Source organism: Mycobacterium sp. E3198 (assembly GCF_001667015.1).
In the GTDB taxonomy this organism is placed as follows: domain Bacteria; phylum Actinomycetota; class Actinomycetes; order Mycobacteriales; family Mycobacteriaceae; genus Mycobacterium.
In genome coordinates, this window is record NZ_LZIS01000054.1 from 1 (window position 1) to 22,150 (window position 22,150).

At 68.3% G+C, this 22,150-nt stretch carries 20 protein-coding genes and 2 pseudogenes; 10 read left to right on the plus strand and 12 right to left on the minus strand.

Annotated features, from left to right (window positions below; genetic code table 11):
- Window positions 1-787: enoyl-CoA hydratase (locus A5673_RS06305; protein WP_068228793.1), on the minus strand; the 787-nt coding region annotated here is incomplete at its 3' end.
- A 118-nt stretch (window positions 788-905) separates the two neighbouring features.
- Here A5673_RS06305 and A5673_RS29870 point away from each other — a divergent pair.
- From A5673_RS29870 to A5673_RS06330, 6 genes and pseudogenes are all read left to right on the plus strand, one after another.
- Window positions 906-1,073: pseudogene (locus A5673_RS29870) on the plus strand (enoyl-CoA hydratase); the annotation flags it as partial.
- Between the two features lie 29 nt (window positions 1,074-1,102).
- Window positions 1,103-2,305: an amidohydrolase family protein gene (locus tag A5673_RS06310; RefSeq protein WP_068228796.1), complete on the plus strand. Its 1,203-nt coding sequence runs from the start codon at window positions 1,103-1,105 to the stop codon at window positions 2,303-2,305.
- A gap of 11 nt (window positions 2,306-2,316) precedes the next feature.
- The gene (locus tag A5673_RS06315; RefSeq protein ID WP_068228644.1) at window positions 2,317-3,936 is read left to right on the plus strand and encodes an acyl-CoA synthetase; all 1,620 of its coding nucleotides are present in this window, start codon (window positions 2,317-2,319) and stop codon (window positions 3,934-3,936) included.
- The gene (locus A5673_RS06320) at window positions 3,933-4,763 is read left to right on the plus strand and encodes an amidohydrolase family protein (RefSeq protein WP_068228646.1); all 831 of its coding nucleotides are present in this window, start codon (window positions 3,933-3,935) and stop codon (window positions 4,761-4,763) included. Before A5673_RS06315 ends, A5673_RS06320 begins: the two co-directional genes overlap by 4 nt.
- A 2-nt stretch (window positions 4,764-4,765) precedes the next feature.
- Window positions 4,766-5,824 (plus strand): acyl-CoA dehydrogenase family protein, encoded by a 1,059-nt coding sequence (locus A5673_RS06325; protein ID WP_068228649.1) that lies wholly within the window; start codon window positions 4,766-4,768, stop codon window positions 5,822-5,824.
- Window positions 5,825-5,841: 17 nt separating this feature from the next.
- Entirely contained in the window at window positions 5,842-7,041 is a 1,200-nt protein-coding gene (locus tag A5673_RS06330; RefSeq protein ID WP_068228652.1) for an acyl-CoA dehydrogenase family protein, read from the plus strand.
- A 54-nt stretch (window positions 7,042-7,095) separates the two neighbouring features.
- Here the strand turns inward: A5673_RS06330 and A5673_RS06335 are convergent, their stop codons facing one another.
- From A5673_RS06335 to A5673_RS06385, 11 genes and pseudogenes are all read right to left on the minus strand, one after another.
- Window positions 7,096-7,827 (minus strand): NAD(P)-dependent oxidoreductase, encoded by a 732-nt coding sequence (locus tag A5673_RS06335; protein ID WP_068228655.1) that lies wholly within the window; start codon window positions 7,825-7,827, stop codon window positions 7,096-7,098.
- 375 nt (window positions 7,828-8,202) lie between these two features.
- Window positions 8,203-9,351, minus strand: coding sequence for a thiolase family protein (locus tag A5673_RS06340; RefSeq protein ID WP_068228658.1), 1,149 nt, complete (start codon window positions 9,349-9,351; stop codon window positions 8,203-8,205).
- Between the two features lie 25 nt (window positions 9,352-9,376).
- On the minus strand, window positions 9,377-10,183 hold the full coding sequence (locus A5673_RS06345) for a thioesterase family protein (RefSeq protein ID WP_068228661.1): 807 nt from the start codon (window positions 10,181-10,183) through the stop codon (window positions 9,377-9,379).
- Complete coding sequence (locus A5673_RS06350) at window positions 10,180-11,394, minus strand: CaiB/BaiF CoA-transferase family protein (protein WP_068228664.1); 1,215 nt, start codon at window positions 11,392-11,394, stop codon at window positions 10,180-10,182. Before A5673_RS06350 ends, A5673_RS06345 begins: the two co-directional genes overlap by 4 nt.
- 21 nt (window positions 11,395-11,415) lie before the next feature.
- A complete protein-coding gene (locus tag A5673_RS06355) occupies window positions 11,416-12,624 on the minus strand; it encodes a cytochrome P450 (RefSeq protein ID WP_068228667.1) in 1,209 nt (402 codons plus the stop codon).
- A 94-nt stretch (window positions 12,625-12,718) separates the two neighbouring features.
- Window positions 12,719-13,536: pseudogene (locus A5673_RS06360) on the minus strand (SDR family NAD(P)-dependent oxidoreductase).
- On the minus strand, window positions 13,533-14,009 hold the full coding sequence (locus A5673_RS06365) for an SRPBCC family protein (RefSeq protein WP_068228670.1): 477 nt from the start codon (window positions 14,007-14,009) through the stop codon (window positions 13,533-13,535). Before A5673_RS06365 ends, A5673_RS06360 begins: the two are co-directional and overlap by 4 nt.
- A 2-nt stretch (window positions 14,010-14,011) precedes the next feature.
- Window positions 14,012-15,664, minus strand: a complete 1,653-nt coding sequence (locus tag A5673_RS06370; RefSeq protein ID WP_068228673.1) for an acyl-CoA synthetase — start codon at window positions 15,662-15,664, stop codon at window positions 14,012-14,014.
- 8 nt (window positions 15,665-15,672) lie between these two features.
- Window positions 15,673-16,287 (minus strand): PaaI family thioesterase, encoded by a 615-nt coding sequence (locus A5673_RS06375; RefSeq protein ID WP_068228676.1) that lies wholly within the window; start codon window positions 16,285-16,287, stop codon window positions 15,673-15,675.
- A complete protein-coding gene (locus tag A5673_RS06380) occupies window positions 16,284-16,901 on the minus strand; it encodes a cysteine hydrolase (protein ID WP_068228679.1) in 618 nt (205 codons plus the stop codon). The genes A5673_RS06375 and A5673_RS06380 overlap by 4 nt, the downstream gene beginning before the upstream one ends.
- Window positions 16,898-17,890, minus strand: a complete 993-nt coding sequence (locus tag A5673_RS06385; RefSeq protein WP_068228682.1) for a Rieske 2Fe-2S domain-containing protein — start codon at window positions 17,888-17,890, stop codon at window positions 16,898-16,900. The genes A5673_RS06380 and A5673_RS06385 overlap by 4 nt, the downstream gene beginning before the upstream one ends.
- Window positions 17,891-17,976: 86 nt before the next feature.
- Between A5673_RS06385 and A5673_RS06390 the strand changes: the two genes are divergently transcribed.
- The 4 genes from A5673_RS06390 to A5673_RS06405 are packed head-to-tail and all read left to right on the plus strand — an operon-like array spanning window position 17,977 to window position 22,117.
- Complete coding sequence (locus A5673_RS06390) at window positions 17,977-19,599, plus strand: NAD(P)/FAD-dependent oxidoreductase (protein WP_068228685.1); 1,623 nt, start codon at window positions 17,977-17,979, stop codon at window positions 19,597-19,599.
- Window positions 19,600-20,700 carry an alpha/beta hydrolase gene (locus A5673_RS06395; protein WP_068228687.1) on the plus strand — a complete coding sequence of 367 codons (1,101 nt, stop codon included), beginning with the start codon at window positions 19,600-19,602 and terminating at the stop codon, window positions 20,698-20,700.
- Window positions 20,697-21,074, plus strand: coding sequence for a nuclear transport factor 2 family protein (locus tag A5673_RS06400; RefSeq protein WP_068228690.1), 378 nt, complete (start codon window positions 20,697-20,699; stop codon window positions 21,072-21,074). The genes A5673_RS06395 and A5673_RS06400 overlap by 4 nt, the downstream gene beginning before the upstream one ends.
- Entirely contained in the window at window positions 21,071-22,117 is a 1,047-nt protein-coding gene (locus A5673_RS06405; RefSeq protein ID WP_068228693.1) for a TIGR03857 family LLM class F420-dependent oxidoreductase, read from the plus strand. The genes A5673_RS06400 and A5673_RS06405 overlap by 4 nt, the downstream gene beginning before the upstream one ends.
- The last annotated feature ends 33 nt before the right edge of the window (window positions 22,118-22,150 follow it).

Consider the following 22,150-nt stretch of genomic DNA (forward strand, 5'->3'; position numbering starts at 1 on the left):
TGGTGATCCCCTCGATGACATCCGGTCGCGGCATCGCCTCGTGCAGCAGGACCTCGGCCTGCGCCGTGGCGTCGACGACGTCGCGGGTGGCGTCGGCGTAGACCTGCTGTTTGATCACCGCCATCGCGGCGGGCGAGCAGTTTCGCGCGATGTCCTCCGCGTACTCGAGGGCGCGCGCCAACAGGCTTTCGGGCGCAACGACTTCTTTGACGAGGCCAAGCTCGGCCGCCTCCTCGGCGAGAAAGGTGCGGCCGCTGAGCAACAGGTCGAGGGCGACCCCCCAGCTGGTCAGCCGCGGCAGGATCCAGGAGATGCCGAATTCGGCGATCAGTCCCCGGCGCGCGAACACCGCGGCGAACTTGGCCCCGGCGGCCGCGAAACGGACGTCGCACATCAGCGCCTGGGTCAGACCGATGCCGACGCAGGCACCGTTGATCGCCGCGACGACGGGCTTGCGAAGCGTGGTCACGAAATGGGGTGGACGCTCGCCGACCAACGCGGCCAGGTCGGTCTGGGCCGCCTTCTCCATCGTCTTGCCGTAGGTGGGCGCCGAACTCGGCGCGCCCAGATACGCGCCGGCGCAGAATCCCTTGCCCCGACCGGTCACCACGACCACCCGGATGTCGGGGTCCTGCTCGGCGCGGTCGATCCCGGCGTAGAACGCGGCGGCGATGTCGGGGCCCCAGGCGTTCAGGCGATCCGGGCGATTGAAGGTGAGGATCGCGACGCCGCTCGCGGTGGCTTCGTAGAGCACGGCGTCTTCGGAAGCACCGTCGCTGCCGGACATCTGCCGCGGCACCTCCTCACCCTCGACCCACCGGAAATCCACCCGACTTTGTACGCATACTGTATACCTATCGGTAGCGCATTCCACAACCGCCGCCACGCCCGCGTGAACCGCAACCAAACAGCAGGTCTACGCCGACGCCACCCGCGACGTCGTCGACGCCACGGCGCAGGCCGAGGTCCTGCTGCACGAGGCGATGCCGCGACCGGATGTCATCGAGGGGATCACCAGCTTCCTCGAGAAGCGCCCGCCCCAATTCCCTTCCCTCACTTCGACCGAAGCTTAATTTTGCCGGTGGCACCGGAAAGGATGATCATGGCTGACTTGGATTACCGGCCGATCGACGTCGACAACCACTATTACGAGCCGCTGGACGCCTTCACCCGCCACTTGGACAAGAAGTTCAAGCGCCGCGGCGTGCAGATGGTCAGCGACGGCAAGCGCACCTGGGCCGTGATCGGGGACCGGGTCAACCACTTCATCCCCAACGTCACCTTCGACCCGATCATCGTGCCGGGCTGCCTCGATCTGTTGTTCCGCGGCGAGATCCCCGAGGGCGTCGACCCAGCCTCGCTGATGAAAGTCGAGCGGCTGGGCGATCATCCCGAATACCAGAACCGCGATGCGCGCGTCGCAGTGATGGACACCCAGGACATCGAGACGGTATTCATGCTGCCGACGTTCGGGTGCGGCGTCGAGGAGGCGCTCAAGGAAGACATCGACGCGACGATGGCGTCGGTGCACGCCTTCAACCTCTGGCTCGACGAGGACTGGGGCTTCGACCGGCCCGATCACCGAATCATTGCGGCGCCGATCATCTCGCTGGCCGATCCGGCCAAGGCGCTCGAAGAGGTCGAGTTCGTGTTGGCCCGCGGCGCCAAACTGGTGCTGGTGCGGCCGGCGCCGGTGCCCGGCGTGGTCAAGCCGAGGTCACTGGGCGATCCCAGCCACGACCCGGTGTGGGCCCGGCTGGCCGAGGCGGGCGTCCCGGTGGGCTTTCACCTCAGCGACAGCGGCTATCTGCACATCGCCGCGCAGTGGGGCGGCAAGGCGACCTTCGAGGGGTTCGGCGAAAAGGACCCGCTGGATCAGGTGCTCCTTGACGACCGCGCCATCCACGACACGATGGCGTCGATGATCGTGCACGGCGTGTTCACCCGCCACCCGAAACTCAAGGCGGTCAGCATCGAAAACGGCTCCTACTTCGTGCACCGGCTGATCAAGCGCCTGAAGAAGGTGGCCAACAACTACCCGCGGCATTTTCCTGAGGACCCGGTCGAGCAGTTGCGCAACAACGTCTGGATCGCGCCCTACTACGAGGACGACCTGGCGGAGCTGGCCAACGCGATCGGCGTCGACAAAATCCTGTTCGGATCCGACTGGCCGCACGGCGAAGGCCTCGAGTCACCGGTGTCCTTCACCGAAGAGCTCGTCGGTTTCAGCGATGCCGAGGTCCGAAAAATCATGCGCGACAACGCCCTCGACCTGCTTGGGGTCCCAGTCGGATCGTCCGCCTAGCCGCCGACACGATGAGCGAATGGACCGTGGGCGCCGTTCTCGACGCCATCGCCGACGTCATTCCAGACCGTGTGATGACGGTCTGCGGTGACCGCCGCAGCACGTTTGGCGAATCGGCGACCCGCACCACCCGGCTCGCAAACTTCCTGGGCGGCAAGGGTTTCGGCGCCCACGCCGAGCGCGAGGAGCTCGAACCCTGGGAATGCGGCCAGGACCGCGTCGCGCTGCTGATGTACAACGACCTGTACCCCGACATGGTGATCGGATGCCTCAAGGCGCGCACCGTCCCGGTCAACGTCAACCACCACTACTCGCCGCGCGAAATCGCGGACCTGCTCGCCTACGTGCGGCCCCGCGCGATCATCTACCACCGCGCGCTGGGCGCCCGGTTCGCCGACGTGCTGCCCCCCGTCGGCACCGAGCTGCTGATCTCCATCGACGACGGCAGCGGCGCACCCGAACTGCCGGGCGCGGTGTCGCTGGACGACGCGCTGGCCGCCGGCGACCCGGACGCGCACCCGGTGGGGTCGCCGGACGATCTGATCATGATGTGCACGGGCGGAACGACGGGGCGCCCCAAGGGGGTTCTCTGGCGCCAGAGCGACATGTACGTGTCGTCCATGGTCGGCGCCGACCACGACAGCGTCGCCGAGATCCACGACAAGGTGCGCGGCGGCGGCCCGGCCTGGTTCGCGGTTTCCCCGCTGATGCACGCCGCGGGCATGTGGACCGCATTCGCGGCGCTGTGCGCCGGGCTGCCGGTGGTGCTCTATGACGACCGCAACAAGCTCGACGTGCGGTCGGTGTGGGAAACCGCCGAGCGCGAAAAGGTGGGCATGATGACGATGGTCGGCGACGCGTACGCCGGGCCGCTGATCGCCGAGCTCCGCGCGCGCCGGTACGACCTGTCCGCGCTCAACGCGATCGGCACCGGCGGGGCCGCCACCAACGCGAAATACAAACGGGCGCTGATGGAATGCCTGCCGCACGTCACCATCATCGAGGGCTACGGGTCGTCCGAGAGCGGCAACATGGCGTTCGGGCACAGCCGCGAGGGGACCGCCAGCGAAACCTTCCAGCCCAGGGAGGGGGCCACCGTCGTCTCCGCCGACCGCACGCGGTTCCTGCGCCCCGGCGAACAGGAGGTCGGCTGGGCCGCCCGGACGGGCCGGATTCCGCTCGGCTATTTCGGCGACGCCGAGGCTACCCGGCTCACCTTCCCGCAGATCGACGGCCGGCGCGTGGTGATACCCGGCGACCGGGCGGCCCTCGAAAAAGACGGCACGATAAGGCTTTTCGGCCGCGATTCGCTGGTGGTCAACACCGGCGGCGAAAAGGTGTTCGTCGAGGAGGTCGAAGAGGTACTGCGGGCGCATCCGGGCGTCGCCGACGCCCTGGTGGTCGGACGGCCGAGCGAGCGGTGGGGACAGGAGGTGGTCGCGCTCGTCGCGCCCCACCCGGGCGCCGATCTGAGCGCCGACGCGCGCGCGCTCTACACCTTCTGCACCGCGCAGCTGGCGCATTTCAAGGCCCCCAAGGCGTTCATCTTCGTCGAGCAGATCCGGCGCCTGGGGAACGGCAAGCCCAACTACCGATGGGCCCGAGAGCAAGCCGAAGAGAAGGTGTCATGAACACCCAAGCGATCGACTGCCTGATCAACGTGCACTTCGGGGAGGCCGACTCCCAGCCGACCTGGATGCTCAAGGTCCGCGACGACTACTTCAAGGGTCCGGAATCGATGTTCGCGCCGGTGGATCTTTCCGAGCTGCTCGACGAGATGGACGAACAAGGGGTGCAAAAGGCGATCCTGATGGATTCGATCGCCAGCCCGTCGATCACCGCGCGCAAATTCATCGAGGCCAGGCCGGACCGGTTCGCCCTGGCGATGGGTGGGGTCAACCTGCTGCGCCCGGTGCGGTCGTTGCGCGAGTTGACCGCCGTCGCCGGCGACCTGCCGGTGGCGTATGCCGTAGTGGGGCCGAGCTTTTGGGGTGATGGGCAATATCCGCCCAGCGACGCCGTGTACTACCCGCTTTACGCGAAGTGTGCGGAGCTGGAGCTGCCGCTGTGCGTCAACACCGGCATCCCGGGCCCGCCGATTCCGGGGGAGGTGCAGCACCCGATGCACCTGGACCGCGTCTGCGTGCGGTTCCCGGAGCTGAAGCTATGCATGATCCACGGGGCCGACCCATGGTGGGACGTCGCCATCCGGCTGCTGCTCAAATACGCCAACCTGCGCCTGATGACGTCGGCGTGGTCGCCCAAGCGGCTGCCGGAAAGCCTGCTGCACTACATGCGAACGCGCGGACCCAACAAGGTGATCTACGCGTCGGACTGGCCGGTGCTGCGAATGCGCCGGGTGATCCCCGAAGCCCGGGCACTGGACCTGCCGCCCGAGGTGCTGGACAACTACCTGTACAACAACGCGCAGGACTTCTTCTTCGGGAAGGAACATTGACGATGGACCGCTTCGAACTGCGCCGACTCGACTACAGCCTGTCCGAAGACCACGTGGCGCTGCAGGACGCGTACAAGCAATTCTTCAAGACGCACTGCTCGATCGAAACCGTCCGCGCGGCAGAGCAATCCGGGTTCGACAAGGACCTGTGGGAACGGCTGTGCGCGATGGGCGCCACCACGATGGCGCTGCCGGAGTCCTGCGGCGGCGACGGCGCGACGCTGGTCGACCTCACCCTGGTGGCCGAGGAGATCGGCCGGTCACTGGCGCCGGTGCCGTGGATCGACCACGTGTGCGCCGCCCGGCTGCTCGGACGCCTCGGCGGGCTGGGCGCCGACACCGCCCGTGTGGCGAGTGGCGAACAGCTCGCCGGGCTCGACGCGCGCCTCGACGCCGCGCCGGGTGCCCGCCTGATTCCGACCGGGTCGATCGCCGACCACATCATCGTCCGCGACGGCGATCAGGTGGTGCGGCTGGCCTTCGGCACCCGGCCGGCGAAGCTGGACAACATCGGCCGGCTGCCGATGGCCTGGGTGGATCCCGCCGCCGCGGAGACCCGCACCGTCGTCGCCGAGGGGCCCGACGCGGTGGCGAGTTACCAACGCGCCCTGGACGAATGGCGGCTCCTGACCGCTGCCGCCCTGGTGGGCCTGGTCGAGGAGACGATGACGATCGCCGCCGAGTTCGCCAAGACCCGCTACACGCTGGGCGTGCCGATCTCGACCCTGCAGGCCATCTCGCACCCCCTGGCGAACATGGCCATCACGGTTCAGGGTGGGCGTAACCTCGCCCGCCGGGCCGCCTGGTTCCTGGACAACGAACCCGACGAACGCCCCGACTTGGCGCCGTCGGCCTTCGTCTTCATGGCCGAGGAGGCCGCCAAGGCGGCGACGATGGCGGTGCACATCCAGGGCGGCCTGGGGGTTTCGTCCGAGGCCGCGGCCACCGCGTACCTGGTACGCGCCCGCGGATGGCCGCTGGCCGCCGGCGACCCCGGGGCCACCGCGCTGCGCGTCGGCGAGATTGTCGCGGCCCGCGAGAGCACACCCCAGCCGGCCTAGGACAGGAGCGAAAGGCAATGGACTTCTCCCGAGTCGAGCTGTCCGCGGAAGACGAGGCCTTCCGCGACGAGGCGCGGAATTTCCTGAGCACCCACATGACCGACGAGGTGCGCCGTCGCGACCGCGAGACGGGCGACAACTTCGACGAGGGCCTGCACCTGAAGTTCGGCGCCGCGGGCTATTTGGAGGCCGAGTGGAAGCCGGCGGCCGAGGGCGGGTTCAGCCGGGTCCGGCGCCGCATCTGGGAGCAGGAGAAGCGGCGGGCCCACGTGCCCTGGGTGACGTGGGGGACCACCGCGATGGTGGCGCGCTCGGTGGCGAAGTTCGGCACGCCCGAGGTGCGCGACGAGGTGCTGCCGAAGGTTTTCAGCGGCGAGGTCCGGCTGTGCCTCGGCTACACCGAACCCGAGGGCGGCTCGGACGTTGCCACCTGCAAGACCCGCGCGGTGCGGGAGGCGGATGGATCGAGCTGGATTATCAATGGCTCCAAGATGTTCACCACCGGGGCGCACAACTGCCAATACGTGTTCCTGATCACCAATACCGCCCCGGAGGCGCCGAAACACAAGAGCCTGACCATGTTTCTGGTTCCGCTGGATTCGCCGGGCATCGAGATTCAGGGCCTCCGGACCGTGGACGGCGACCGGACCAACATCGTCTACTACAGCGACGTCCGTGTGGACGACAAGTACCGGCTGGGTGACGTGAACGCCGGCTGGACCGTGTTGCGGGAGCCGCTCAACGTCGAGCACGGCGCCGTCGCGGCGGCGCCCGACGGGCTGCAGGACACCTCGATCATGATGCACCAGGCCGGGTCTCTGGCGGAGGCCGTCGACAACGCGGCGGCGTCCGTGACCCGGCCCGGCCCGGACGGGCGCCGGCTGATCGACGACAAATCCGTGGTGTATCGGCTGGGCCGCAGCGCCGCCCGGTTGGAGGTCGCGCTGTCGGCCCCGAGCATCTACGGCCGGGTCGCGATCGCCCAAACGATGCGCGACATCTCCCCGGACCTGATGGACATCCTCGGGGCCGCGTCGACGCTGCCATTCGGGACCGATGGCGCCGCCGACGACGGGAGCGCCGAGTATGCCTTCCGGTTCGCTCCGCTGGTGGGCATCTATGGGGGCACGCTCGAGGTGTTCCGCAACATGATCGGCCAGTACGCCCTCGAGCTGGGCAAGCCGAATTACTCACCGCCGGTGAAGAAAACGAGTTGATCCTGAGCCCAACGTGCAATCACCGCAACCGCCCTCGGCGTGTCGTCGCAACATTTACACGGTCGGTGAAGAGGTACGCCCCGGCGTGTGCGGCGGGGCGCTCTTGAACGCCTCGCGGCGGATCATCTCCCACACCGTCGGCGTGTGCTCCGTTGTCGAGACGACAACGGTCTTCCGTCGTGCCGCACCATCTTCGGCGAGCTTGACGAGATAGTCCGCCAGGTCGGTGCGGGCTGTGAACGCCCCCACCGGTTCTACCTCTCCCGCAAGGTAATTCGTCACTCTGGGCAGATCGAACAGGCCCGACGGTCGCACGATCGTCCAGTCGAGCCGGCTGTCTCGCACCAACGCCTCCATCTCCCGGATGTCCCCATAGACGGTCTTACCGATGGTGTGGGCGATGATCGGCTCGAACAGCCGCAACGCCAGCGGCGCATCGCGCCGGCCGCGGGCGGGCTGGGCGCCGGTGCTACTCACCACGACAAGCCGGTTGGCGCTCGCCTCCCGCATCGCGTTCACGATGTTGCGGGTGCCGACGGAATACGTGTCGACGGGCCGGCGGGTGAACGGCACACCGAGCGTCGACAGCACGGCGTCGGCGCCGGCGACGATGCCGGCCAGGCCATCGCGCCGCACGTCCGCGCCCGCGATCGTCAGCCGCGGATCGGTGATGGGGAAGTCGTCGGGTTGCCGCGTGACGGCGATCGCCGAGTGACCGGCGTCGAGGGCACGACGGGTCAGCAGGCGTCCGGTCACGCCGTTGGCGCCGAAGATCACGATGTGCATGGCGACTCCTTCGATAGTTAGCGGCGGGGTAGGGCGGGGATCAGGACCCCGGCGGCGACACAGTGCAGCGCGGGCAGCATGAGTTGGGTGCCGAACGGCGTATCCACGATGTAGTCGACGTGTGCCCACCGTCCCAAGCGCCACGCGAACCGGTTGCGGTGGCGGCGATCGCGATCGCGACGACCGGACCCAGACGTGACATCGCAATTCCTTTCGGCGACCTGCTTTGCGGGCAGTGCTTCCTGCCTGCTCGCTACTACGACGAGATGGGTCGGCCGAAAGTTACAAGCGCGATCGTGGACTCCGCGTCGCCGAACGTGAAGCTGTTGCGAGTTTGCCGCCAAAATCTCGCAACAGCTTCACGCTCGGCGAAGGTCAGGTCGTGAGGATCGTCGCGGCGGCGGTGCCGGGCGCGCCGTAGAGCTGGGTGAAGCCGACCCGCGGATCGCCGGGGACCTGGCGGTCGCCCGCCTCACCGCGCAGCTGGCGGACGATTTCGTGGATCTGGCGCAGCCCCGAGGCGCCGATCGGTTCACCATTGGCGATCAGCCCGCCGTCGGTGTTGACCGGCATGGCGCCGCCGATCTCGGTGGCGCCGTCGGCGAGCAGCTTCTGCTGATCGCCGTGCGCGCAGAACCCGCACTCGGCCATGTGGATGATCTCGGCGCCCGCGTCGGTGTCCTGCAGCTGGATCACGTCGACGTCCTCGGGCGCCACGCCGGCCTTCTCGAACGCAGCCCGCGCGGCGTACACGGTCGGAGCGACGTCCTCGTCGACCGGCGCGAAGGTGGTGTTCACCTCGTAGGCCCCGTAACGGCGGGTGCGGACCTCCACCGCCCGCAGGTACACGGGCTTGGCGGTGTAGCGGCGCGCGATATCGGCGCGGCACATCACCGCGGCCGCGGCGCCCTCGTCGGGCGCGCAGAACATGTACTGGGTCAGCGGGTAATTGAGCACCGGCGAACTCAGGATCTGGTCCTCGGGGATGGCCTTGCGGCGGAATGCGTTTGGGTTCAGCGCACCGTTGCGGAGATTCTTCGCGGCGACCTTCGCGAGCGTCTCGGTGGAGATGTTGTGATCGTGCAGATAGCGATTCGCCTTCATGCCGAAGAACTTGGTGGTCAGGTACTGCCCGTTCTCGGCATACCAGCTCGGCATGCCCACCAGCGCCGGATCTTCGGTGAACGCCCCCCGCGGGTGCTTGTCCAGGCCGATGGCGATGCCGATGTCGTAGTCGCCCAGCCGGATTCCGTCGGCGCAGGCCTTGACGGCGCTGGCCGCGGTCGCGCACGCGTTGAAGACGTTGGTGAACGGGATGCCGGTCAGGCCCACCATGCCGACGATGGCGTCGGGGTTGGCCACCGTCCAGCTGCCGCCGGTCGCGAACTGGATGTCCTGCCACGCGACACCGGCGTCGCCAACCGCGGCAAAGATCGCGTCGACGCCCATCTGCATCGCCGATTTGCCCTCGAAGCGGCCGAACGGGTGCAGACCTACCCCGATGATGGCGACGTCGTTCGTCATCGGTATCTCCTTGTCTCGGGCGGCGCTAACGCCGGCGCACCAGCTGTGCCTGCTGCAGGGCCGCCACCGCGCCGTGCTGGTCGAAGAGCGTGGCGATGGAGACGCCGACTCCGTCGCGGCCATAGTGGTTTTCGGCTCTGACGCCGATCCATTCGCCGTCGGGGACGCGGTGGATGTGCACCGTGAGGTCGGTGTTGAGAAACAGCCACTCGGCGACGCTGAGGCGGCTGCCCATGCCGTTGGCGATGTCGGCCACCGCGAACAGGCGCTGCATCGGGGTCATCGATTCGCCCTGGACGAGGTCGACGATCGGCCTGGCCCAGCACTCGCCGGGCACGTCGTTGAGGATGTCGTTCAGCCAGCGCCAATCCAGGCTCTGGATGTACGTCTGGTTGGCGTCATTGTCCGGCGGGCGGAGCCGCCCCTCGCCGAGCGGTCGCAGCGGGGGAGCGGGCGTGAAGAACAGCTCCGCCGCGTCGCCCGCCTGAAAGCGCCACGCGATCGCGGTGGCGACCGGTCGCGGCTGCCCGTCGGGGCCCGGCGCCAGCATCTGGGCGTTCAGCAGCTCGATCTTGGTGCCCGGGCGCTCGACGTGGGAGCGCACCCACAAGGGCCCGGCCACCGGGACGGGTCCCAGGAGGTCGACGACGACGCGGCTCAAGCGGGCATCGTCGCGTGGCGAGCAGCGCTCCAGGGCGCGCACCAGCAACGCCGACACGGGCGCGGCATTCTGCATCGTCGGCGACCAGGTACTGATGACATGATCCGAGGCGCTGAACCTCTCACCGAGTTGATCGTGCGAACCGATCAGCTCGTAGTAGGCGTCGGTCAAGCGATGGCCCCCGCGTCCTTGAGTTGTTCGATGCGATCCCAGTCCATGCCGAGTTCCATCAACACGATTTCGGTGTGCTCGGAGGCTTGCGGCGCACGGGTTGTCACCAGCGGCTCGTGGTTGAACTGGACCGGCCCGCGCACGACGCGGAACGGCTTCCCGCCGCTGGCGACTTCGACCTCGGCGATCATGTCGTTGGCGATGGCCTGTTCGTCGTCGACGAGATCCAGCAGGCTCTGGAAGGGCGCCCACTGACCCTTCATCGTCTTGAGGTGCTCGCGCCAGTACGCAAAGGGCTTGCCGGCGAAGGACTTTGCGATCAGTTCCGCGGCCGCGTCGGCGTTCTGGATCAGCGGGAGCACCTCGGAGAAGCGCGGATCATCGGCGGCCTCAGGGATGCCGAGGTGCTCGAAGGTGTCTCGGATCAGGCCGGTCGGGCTGATGATGCACAGGTTGATCGTGCCGCCGTCGGAGGTTTCGTAGTTGCCCATGAACGGATTCACCGATGGCGCGCCGGAACCCGGCATGGGCGTGCGCATCACCTCGCCGGTCTCCATGCCCTGCGTCACGCTGGCGCCCGCCGCCCACCAGGCGGTGCTCAGCAACGACACATCCATCTCGACGGCCTCGCCGGTGCGCTCCCGGTGCAGCAGCGCGGCCGAGATGCCGCCGGCGATGAACATGCCGCCGATGGAATCGCCGAACGCCGGAATGCCTTGCCCCAGCGCGCCACCCAGCTCCTCGGGTGTCAGCGCGTAGCCGATGCCGCTGCGCGTCCAGAATGCGGTGCCGTCGTAGCCACCGACGTTGCGTTCGGGTCCCTTGTCGCCGTACGCCGAACCGCGGGCATAGACGATGTTCGGGTTCACCGCGCGGATGTGCTCCACGTCGAACTTGTGCTTCTGGCGCACCGCGGGCATGTAATTGGTCAGGAACACGTCGGAGGCCTTGGCCAGTTCGTAGATCACCTCCTGGCCGCCCGGCGTGGACACGTCGATCCCGACGCTGCGCTTGCCGCGATTGGGATGTTCCATCAGCGGGTGGCGCTCGGGATCGACCTGGATGCCGCCCATGTTGAGGAAGCCGCGTTGGGTATCGCCGCGCACCGGGTGCTCGACCTTGATGACGTCCGCGCCCCAATCGGCCAGGATCGCGCCCGCCGCCGGGACGAAGGTGAACTGCGCAAGCTCGAGGACCCGAAAGCCCGCCATTACCTTAACCATTCCCGGACCCTACTGCGCTTCGAACGTCACCGGAAGCGCATTCGGCGACCGGAACGGCTGGCCGTGGATGTGTGGATCGCCGTCGGTGAGCAGCTCGATGTTGGTCAGCCGATTCAGCAGGCATTCGAGCGCGACGCGGGTTTCCAACCGCGCCAGGTGAAGTCCCAGACACGTGTGCTCACCGGCGGCGAACGAGATGTGCGGTAGGTGCTTGCGGAAGATGTCGAACTCCTCGGAGCGTTCCCAGCGCCGCTCGTCGCGATTCGCCGAGCCGATGCACACGCCGACGACGGCGCGCGCCGGAATCTCGACGCCCTCGAGTTCCGTGTCCTCCGTGGTGAACCGCTGCACGGTGGTCAGCGGCGTCTCGTAGCGCAGCCCCTCCTCGATCGCCTGGCCGATCAGCTCGCGATCCGCTTGCACCGCCGCGAACTGCTCCGGATGGGTGAGCAGCAGATACAGCAGGTTTCCCGACGACCGGTACGTGGTCTCCAAACCGGCGGGCAGCAGCAGGCGCAGGAAGGAGTAAATCGCCTCGTCGCTGAGCTTTTCGCCGTCGATCTCGGCGCTGACCAGGTCGCCGACGATGTCCTCGGTGGGCTTGGACTTGCGTCGCTCGATCTGCTCGACGAAGTAATCCTTCAGCGCCGCCGACGCCTCGAAGGCCCGCTCGTAGTTGACGTGGTAGCTGATCAACTCCACGGCCCGCTGACGGAACATCGGCAGGTCCTCGGCCGGCAGCCCGAGCAGTTCCGCGATCACCCGGGTGGGAAATTCGAAGGTGAACTGCCGAACCAGGTCGGCTTCGCCGGAGTCGATGAACTCGTCGATCAACGCGTTGCAGATCGGCCGCACGATCGCGGGCTCCCACCGGGCCAGCGCCTTGGACTTGAATGCCGCCGACACCAGGTTGCGATGGTCACGGTGCTTCTTACCCTCCATCGCCAAAATGGTCGGCCCCATGAACAAGCCGATCGTCTTGTCGTACGGCGCGGAGCTGAACACCCGGCCGTCGCGGAACACCGTGTTCACCGCGTCGAACGACACCGCGGAGTACTCGCGCTTCGGCCTGAGCGACTCCGGCGTCTTCGAGTAGTCCATGACCGTGCCGCGGAACGCGCCGGCCTGCCGCCGCTTGTGAGCGAAGAACGGGTAGGGGTCACGCAGGCTGACGGTCTCGTGCCCGGTTGGGGGGCCGGTGCGGACGTTGGTCGTCACCTAGGTCTCCAGCATCTTCAGCAGGAACGTGCGGTCCTTGCGTAAGATCGTACTGTAATTCTTACAGTAGACAATATGGGCGCGGCAGACTCGGCTAGCGCGTCAATCTCGCGGCACGCGCCAGCAGGGCGGCGTAGCCCGCGCCCAGCACCCGGGGCATCGCCGCCATCGCGCGCCCGTCGGGCCCGATGAGGATTCTGGCCCGGTTCTTTTCGGCTCCCCGGAGAATCACCCGGGCCGCCTTTTCCGGAGAAGTGAGCGCCGCGCGCCCGAAAAGTTTCGCCGCCAAATCGGGATCCTCGGTGGCCGCGGTGCGCATGTTCGCCCCGAAGTTGGTACGCACCACGCCGGGATGGACGCAATGCACCGTCACCGGACGGCGTTCGATGATCATCTCCTGGCGCAGCACCTCGGTGAGGCCGCGCACCGCGAATTTCGAAGTGCTGTAGGCGCCCTGGTACGGGATCGCGATCAGACCGAAGGCGCTGGACAGGCGACTAGCCGCGCCGGGCGCTCGGCCGAACCCGACTCGATGAGCTGCGGAAGGAATGCCTTGGTGCCGTTGACGACACCGCCGATGTTGATCCCGACGAGCCAGTCGAAGTCCGCCCAGGACATGTCCGCCACGCTGGCGAACAGGTCGACGCCGGCGTTGTTGAACACCATCGAGGCGGGCCCCAGGTCGCGGCGCACCTCGTCGGCGTGGGCGCGCATCCCGTCCCGGTCGGCGACGTCCACCCGGTACGCCGTCACCGTCCCGGGCGGGCAGGCTCTCTGGGTCAGGGCCAGGTTCTCCTGGTCGATGTCGGACGCCGCGACGCGCGCGCCGCCCCGGCTCAGCGCAATTGTCAACGCGCGCCCGATGCCGGAGCCGGCACCGGTGACGACGGCGACACGCCCTTGGTATTTCACGCGCCGGCCCCCGCCTCGACGATCGCCCGGATCCGGTCCACCGAGGCGTCGATGTTGCGCTGCAGATCCGCGCGGCGGTCCCGCACGAACAAGAAGAGGTGTTCGAAAACCACGGCGCCGAACGGCAGCGGGACGCACATCCGGCAGGTCTCCGTGAGGCGCGTGGTGCCGGCGGCGCTGCCCGGCTCGATGAGGTAGGTCCACTGCGTCCAGTCGCCGCCCATCGCCTGCACGACGAACGAGAACCGGCGTCCGGGCTCCGCTTCCACCACGTTGGCGACGGTCTTCCAGCGGCCGAGCCGGCGGCGGTTCCACGCCCGAAAGCGGTTCGGCGCCAACCACTCCGCGCGCGTTGTCTCGGGGCTCCACTCGGGGATGCGCGTGACGTCCGAGACGACGGCGTACACCCGCTCCGGCGACGCCCGCACCTCGGTCGAGGCCGTCAGCGTCTCGTCCTTCTGCAGCACCGGCATGCTTAGCCGTTCACCGCCTGCTCGCGCGCCCACCGGTAGTCGGCCTTGCCCGACGGGCTGCGCTCGATCACCGGACGGAACACCACAGCCTTGGGAAGCTTGTAACGGGCCAACGATTTTGCGGCGTGGGCGACGAGTTCGTCGGCGTCGGCGCTCGCACCCTCGGCGAGCGCGACGACGGCCACCACCTCCTGGCCCCACCGCTCGCTGGGCCGGCCGGCGACCACCACGTCTGCCACCGCGGGATGCGACGCGATCGCGGTCTCGACCTCCTCGACGAAGATCTTCTCGCCACCGGAATTGATCGTCACCGAATCGCGGCCCAGCAATTCGATGGCGCCGTCGGCGCGGTGGCGCGCGCGGTCGCCCGGGACCGCGTACCGCACGCCGTCGATCACCGGGAAAGTCTTGGCGGTCTTGGCCGCATCGCCCTTGTAGCCCAAGGGAACATAGCCGCGCTGCGCCAGCCACCCCATGCCCTCGTGGCCCGGCGCGAGGATCGCGGTCATGTCCTCGGCCGCCACGAAGGTGTCGGGTCCGGCGTTGAAGGTGCCGGTCGACACCGCGCCCGGGGCGGACATGTGGTGCATCTGCGCCCCGGTCTCCGAGGATCCGACGCCGTCGACGACGACGGCGTTCGGCAGCACCTCGATCAGGCGTTGCTTGACGAACGGGGTCAGCAGGGCGCCGCCGTTGGCGACCACGGCCAGCGACGACACGTCCGCGACGCCCTTCTCGATCGCGGCCACCAGCGGCCGCGCCATCGCGTCACCGACCACCGTCACCACCGGCACCCGCTCACGCTCGATGGTGCGCACGACGTCGTCGGCGTCCAAATGATCGACGATCGACGGGAATACGACGGTCTGTCCGGTGGTGATCGCGGTCATCACGCTCCACTGCGCCGCCCCGTGGATCAGCGGCGGCAGGATCAGCAACTTGGCCCCGGGCCCCTCGCCCACCCGGGCCACGATCTCATCGACCGACGCGGACGGCTCACCGGTCATGAGGTTCCGCCCGCCGAACGACGTCATGAAGATGTCGTGCTGGCGCCACAGCACGCCCTTCGGCATCCCCGTCGTGCCGCCGGTGTAGAGCACGTAGAGGTCGTCGGGCGAGTGCTGCGCGGGCGGCGGTTCCGGCGCGCTGGACGCCAGGGCGGCCTCGTAATCCACCGCGCCGTAGATCAAGTCGTTGCCCGAGTCGTCGGCGATCTGAATCAGGACACGCAGTTGCGGCAGTTCCGGCAGGATTTCGGCGACGCGCGGCGCGAACGCCGCGTGGTAGATCAGGGCGGTGGCCCCGGAATCGGCCAGCAGGTATTGCAGCTCGCTCTTGACGTAGCGGAAGTTGACGTTGAACGGCGCGACCCGCGCCTGGAAGCTGCCCAGCAAGGCCTCGACGAACTCGTTGCCGTTGTAGGCGTACAGGCCGAGTAGGTCCTGGCCCACCTCGTGGCCGGCGAGGCCCGAACGCTCGGTGTGGCAACCCAGTCCGCGCTTGTGCAGGTAGGCGGCGAGCCGGTCGGCCCGCTCGAGGATCTGCGCGTAGCTGTAGCGCCGGTCGCCCTGGATCACCAGGTCGCGGTCGGGGATCGCCGCGGCGACGGCCTGGGCGACCTCGGGCACGGTGAATTGCGTTGTGGTGTCGGACATCGTGCCTCTCACGGCTGGTGGGGTAGCAGGCGGACCATCAGGCCGTTGGCTTCGCTGAGCAGTGTGCCGTCGGCAGCGGTCATGCTAGCGGCAACGAAGAATTTCCGGCCGTCGACGTCGGCGATCCGGCCCCGGGCGGTCAGCGGCGCGTCGATCGGGGTGATGTTGCGGTAGTCGACGTGCAGGAAGGCGGTGCGGGTCGGCGGGCAACCGGCGGTCGAGACCACCATGCCGAACAGCCAGTCGTAGAACAGGGGGATCATCCCGCCGTGCACGGCGTTGTTCCCGCCCACATGGGCGCGGGAGAAGTGCCCGTCCATGGTGACGCCGCCCGGTCCCGATTCGGTGACCAGCCAGGGCGGCAGCAGCGGGTGCCCCAGCCCGGGCAGCTCGAGTACCCGCCCTCCCGGCGCCACGCCTTGCGGTACCTGATGCCCGTCCAGCAGCGCGCACGCCCGTTCGACGTGCTCGGCCGCGGCGTCCCAGCTCGAGCTGTCGGTGGAGACGGTGAGATCCTGCAGCCGGCGCATCGCGGCGACGAATCGGCCCAGCCCGGCGGGCGCGCGCTCGGCCGGTTTGATCTCGGGGAAGCCGCCGCGCACCCCTGGTGCTGTCTCGGTCATGGGCGCTGCCACGCCCGAAGCAGGTCGTCGGTGGTGGTGATGGTCGCGAGCAATGACAGCGTGTTGGCGATGACGGCGGCGCCGTAGTCGGCGGGCACGCCGGCGACGGCGTCTTCGGGCACGACGACGCGGTAGGCGGCGTTGACCGCGTCCATGACGACGTTGGGGATCGCGATGTTGAGCGAAACGCCCACCACGACGATGGTGGAAACCCCGAGGTTGCGCAGCACCGCGTCCAGGTCAGTACCGCCCATCGGCCCGACGCCGTGCCAGCGGCTCAGGACCAAATCGGTTGGCTCGGGGCCCAATTCGGGCAGCAGGGCAGCCCCGGGTGTGCCGGGGGTGATGTCGACGGCGCCTCCTCCGATGGCGAAGATCTTCGCGTTGTGGTTGGAGCCGAGCCCGTCGGGGCGCCGCCGCACCAGGCAGTGCACGACGCGCACCCCGGCCGCCCGCGCCGGGGGCAACAGCCGCACGATGTTCGGCAGGGCGACCCGGCGCGCCTCGGTGGCCAGCATTCCCAGGCCGGCGTTCGGGCCCATCACCGCGCCCTGGCACTCCTGGGTGACAATCGCGGTGTGGCCGGGCGCGGCGAGGTTCTCCAGCGCCGTCATGCCGGCACTTCGTAGAACTGGGTCGCCCATTTGCGCAGCGCCATATACCCTTTCGCGTCCACCTTGGACAGCGCCGGATGTTCGACGTACTTCTGGTAACGCCAGATCTGTAGGTCGTCGAAGACGGTGGACAGGAACTGCTTCTCGATGAGCTCCCGCAGCTTGCCCTCCGGCACGTCCGCGGTGTCACCGGGAACCCGCGGCCACCAGATCGAATAGAACAGGTCCGAACACTCGTCGTCGACCGGGGTGCAGGTGAAGATCAGCCGATGGTTCTGCGCGCCCTCGAAGACGCTGATCGCCCCGCCGAGGCCGAACAGGTGGCTGTGGAAGCGCAGTGCCAGGTCCTCGGGGTTGTCGCTGTGCGCGTCCGGCCAGCCCGCGACGAACTGCCATTCGTGGTCGACGATCTTCCAGTCCAGCACCCGCGGCGTCACCGTCGCGTGGTGGACGTACTCGAAATGGGCGCTGTCCGGCGCGTTCTCCGCCACGATCTGCGGGTGCACCGGCTCGCGCTCGGCGCGCCGGGAGAACTCCGGGTACGCGCGGTAATAGGCCGCCGGATCCGTCTCGAATTGCGGGAACTTGTTGAAGATGTCCGGCATCTCCCACTGCGGCTCCTTGCCGTCGGGCTGATGCCAGATGAACACGCAGTCGTACTGCTCGCGGACCGGGTACACGCGCAGCCGCAGCGCGCGATTGGGGCGCTCCGGCTGGTAGGGGATGTACCGGTTGGTGCCGTCCGGGCCCCAGCGCCACCCGTGGAAGGGGCATTCGACGCAGTCGCCGACCACCTGGCCGCCGTGGCCGAGGTGGGCGCCGAGATGCTTGCAGTGCGCCTCCAGGACGTGCAACTCGCCGCGCTCGTCGCGGTAGGCCACCAGGTCCTCGCCGAAATAGTGCAGCGGCCGCACCTCGCCGATGGGGAATTCCGGCGACCACCCGACCATGAACCACCCGGTTACCTTCCAGGTAAAGGGCACTTTCACGCCGGCGCCTTCCGCACTGATTGATACTAAATTGATTACAGTATAGATTTCAGCAGTTCGGCCGGTTCAGGGCAAGGAGCTGCTCAATGGGTGGACGGGACGCGCACTTCGACGCCCTGGTCATCGGCGCCGGCTTCTCCGGCCTGTACATGCTGCACCGGCTGCGGCAGGCGGGGGTCCGGGTGCGGGTGCTGGAGAAAGCCGAAAACGTCGGAGGCACCTGGCTGTTCAACCGGTACCCGGGCGCGCGATGCGACATCGAAAGCATCGAGTACTCCTACAGCTTCTCCGACGACATCCAGCGGAAATGGGTGTGGACGGAGTCGATGCCGGCGCAGCCCGAGATCGAGGCCTACCTGAACTTCGTCGCCGACCGGCTGGACCTTCGCCGCGACATCCAATTCCACACCGAGGTCGTCGCGATGACCTTCGACGAGGATGCCGGGGAGTGGGTGGTGGCCACGAACGCGGGCGAGACCTTCCGAGCCCCGTTCGTCGTCGCCGCGACCGGCATCCTGTCGGTGCCGCTCGAGCCAGACATCCCCGGAATGGACACCTTCACGGGAACGTCGCTGTACACCGGCCGCTGGCCCAACGAGGGCTGCGATCTGCGCGGCAAGCGGGTCGGTGTCATCGGCACCGGCTCGACCGGCGTCCAGCTCATTCCCGTGGTGGCGCGGGAAGCGTTGCAGCTGACAGTATTTCAGCGTTCGCCGACATACACGCTGCCCTGGGAGGTGCGGCGATTCGAGCCCGGCGAGCTGGACGAGATGAAGGCCCGCTACGACGAGATCCGGGCGGCGCAACGGGCCCACCCGATCGGCGCGGCCCGGTTGAGCGCCTTCTCGGTGCTGTTCGAGATGCTGGCCAGACCGCCGCTGAAGTCGGCGACGCGCGACGAGCAACTGCGCGCCGTCGAGGAGGGCGGGGTGATGGGCGCGCTGAGCTGGGGCGATGTCTTCTTCGACATCGACGCCAACCGGATGGCCGCCAAACTGTACGGCGAGGCGGTGGCCCGGATCGTCAAGGATCCGCGCACCGCGGCCGCCCTGGTTCCCGACCACCCCTTCGCCTGCAAGCGACCGATCATTGACCACGGCTACTACCAGACGTTCAACCGGGACAACGTCACGCTCGTGGACCTGCGCACGTCGCCGATCCGCGAGGTCACGGCGACCGGCATTCGCACCGAGCACGGGTCGTACGACCTCGACGTGATCGTGTACGCGACCGGCTTCGACGCGATGACGGGTGCGCTCAGCCGCATCGACGTCCGGGGCCGCGGCGGCATGTCGCTCGGTGAATTCTGGGCCACGGAGGGGCCGCTGTCCTATCTCGGGCTGGCGGTGGCCGGCTTTCCGAACCTGTTCACCATCCAGGGCCCCGGCAGCCCAAGCGCCGCAACCAACTTCGTCGCCGCGCTCGAGCAGCACGTGGAGTGGATCGGCGACTGCATCGCCCACCTGCGCGCCAACGGCATCCGCAGCATCGAGGCGCTGGCCACCGCCCAGCAGGAGTGGATCGACCACGCCACCGCGCTTGTCGCGCCGACGGTGCTTGTGCACCCGTCGTGCAACTCCTGGTACAACGGTGGCAACGTGCCCGGCAAGAAACGGATGTATATGGGCTATACCGGCGGAATCCCCGAATACCGTCGCCGCTGCGACGAAATCGCGGCCGGCGGATACACCGGCTTCAAGCTGGCGTAGATGCTGCGTCGCGCGATCGACATCACCCGCGAGTTGGGCCTCCTGCTGCCGCGGACGGTGGCCGGCCTCCACGAATCGACCGGCTGGGCACCGGCGTCGCCGCGCGGGGTGCGGCAATTCGGCGAGGTTCTGCTGGACGAGCTTGTGCTGAGCGGCTTTTCGCTGCTGAACGGGAGCCCCCCTGCGGCGCGGCCGGTGCAGGAGTGCACCGCGGCGGCCGAGGAACTGTCGGCGCTGGGCATCGATAGGGCACACGCCGAACCGGAACCGGTGCGCCCCAGCGCGGTGCGGCGGCGGCGGATCGCCGGGCTGGCATACGAGCGGATGAAGTTCGAACACGATCCGAGGCTGCCCACCACGCTGGAGGCCGACGGGCTGGGCAGCACCGCGCGGGCGGTGGTGCACGTGTGCCGGCACCGGGGAGGCCCGCGGCCTTGGCTGGTGTGGGTCCACGGCGCCGGTCAGGGCGGCGCCGAAGACCTGTTGCTGTCCCGCATCGGCCGGATCCATCACGGCCTGGGGTTCAACGTCGCCATGCCGGTGCAGCCCGGCCACGGCTGCCGGCGCGGCGAATGGCCGGCCTACCCCGACGTGGATCCGCTGGGCAACGTGGCGGGCATGATGCGCGCGGTGTCGGAGGTCCGCGCGGTGGTGCGCTGGGTTCAGCCGCAGGCCACCGCCGTTGTGGTGGCGGGGATTTCGATGGGCACCCCGGTGGCCGCGCTGGTGTCGCACCTCGAGCGGCAGGTCGACGCCGTGGCGATGTACACCCCGATCCTGGGGCTCAACGCGATGATCGCGCGGCACCTGGGGCGCTTCGGGCAATCGCGCGCGGCGTTCCGCGAGCTGCTCGGGTCCCCGGAGGTCTCGAAGCTGACCTCGGTGATCGATCCGCTGCGCGTCGAACCAGCGCCGCCCCCGCCGCGCCGGCTCATCGTCGGGGCGTGGCACGACCGCATGGCGATGCGCGAGCCCGCGGAGGCGTTACAGGAACGCTGGGGCGGGCAGCTGTATTGGTATGACGGCAGCCACGTCGGGCACATCTTCTCGCGGCGCGTGCTCGGTGTGACCGAGCGCTTCCTGGGCGAGGTGGCCGGGTGACCACGCGGACGGCCCGCGAGGTGGTAGAGCTCTACAACCTGGTGGTCTGGAACGAGCGAAACGTCGAACTGGCCGGGGAGTTGTTCGCCGACACCGTGATTCGGCACGAGGTCGGCGCGTCCCACACGCTTACCCACGCGCAGGCGGTGCAACGCGTCGCAGACGTGTGGGAACTGTTCGACAGGTTGCGCTTCGACCTGAACATCGTGGTCACCGGCGACGACGGCGAGCACGTGGCGATCGTCTACGACTCGACGATGACCACCAAGGACGGCACCGCAACCAACGTCGGGAGCATCGAGGTGTTCCGCGTGGTCGCCGGCAAGATCACTGAGGTCTGGAATTGCGGCTACAAGCAAGGGGTTTGGAATTGAGCGAGCGCGCACTCGACGAGCTGGGCTACTACCTGCTGGCCGGCGCCGGCGGGGAGGGCCCGGCGACTTTGATGGATGAGGCCCGCCGCGGCGAGGAACTGGGCTTCGGCACCGCGTTCATCTCCGAGCGCTGGAACGTCAAGGAGGCGTCCTCGCTCGTCGGGGCGGCGTGCGCGGTGACCAGCCGGATGCAAATTGCCACCGCCGCAACGAATCACAACACCCGCCACCCGCTGATCACCGGATCCTGGGCGACCACCATGCATCGGCTCTCCGGCGGCCGGTTCACGCTGGGCATCGGCCGCGGCATCGCGGCCATCTATGGGGCGTTCGGCATCCCGGCGGTGACGACCGCTCAGATGGAGGACTGGGCCCAGGTCATGCGCCGGCTGTGGCACGGCGAGCTGATCTTCAACCACGACGGCCCCATGGGCAAGTACCCCATCCTGTTCCTCGACCCGGACTTCAACGAGGACATCCGCTTGGCGCTGGTGGCCTTCGGGCCCAACACGCTCGCGCTCGGCGGCCGGGTCTTCGACGACGTCATCCTGCACACCTACTTCACCCCCGAGACGTTGCAGCGGTGCGTCAAAACGGTCAAGTCGGCCGCGGAAAAGGCCGGCCGCGACCCCGACAGCGTGCGGGTGTGGTCGTGCTTCGCCACCGTCGGCGATCACCTTCCCGAACCGCTGCGGCTGAAGAAGACCGTCGCGCGCCTGGCCACCTACCTGCAGGGGTACGGCGATCTGCTGGTGCGGACCAACGACTGGGATCCCGCCGTGCTGCAACGCTTTCGGGAAGACCCGGTGGTGACGTCGATCGCGGGCGGGATCGACCACAAGGCCACAGCCGAACAGATCGAGCACATCGCGACCCTGATCCCCGACGAGTGGCTGGAACCCTCCGCCACCGGATCGGCCGGCCAGTGCGTCGCGCGCATCCGCAAGGAATTCGACTACGGGGCCGACGCGGTGATCATGCACGGCGCGACGCCCGACGAGCTCGAGCCCGTCGTCGCGGCTTATAGGGCGGCCACGCCCTAGCCCTTTTGATCGCGAGCGTGCGCAGAATGTCAC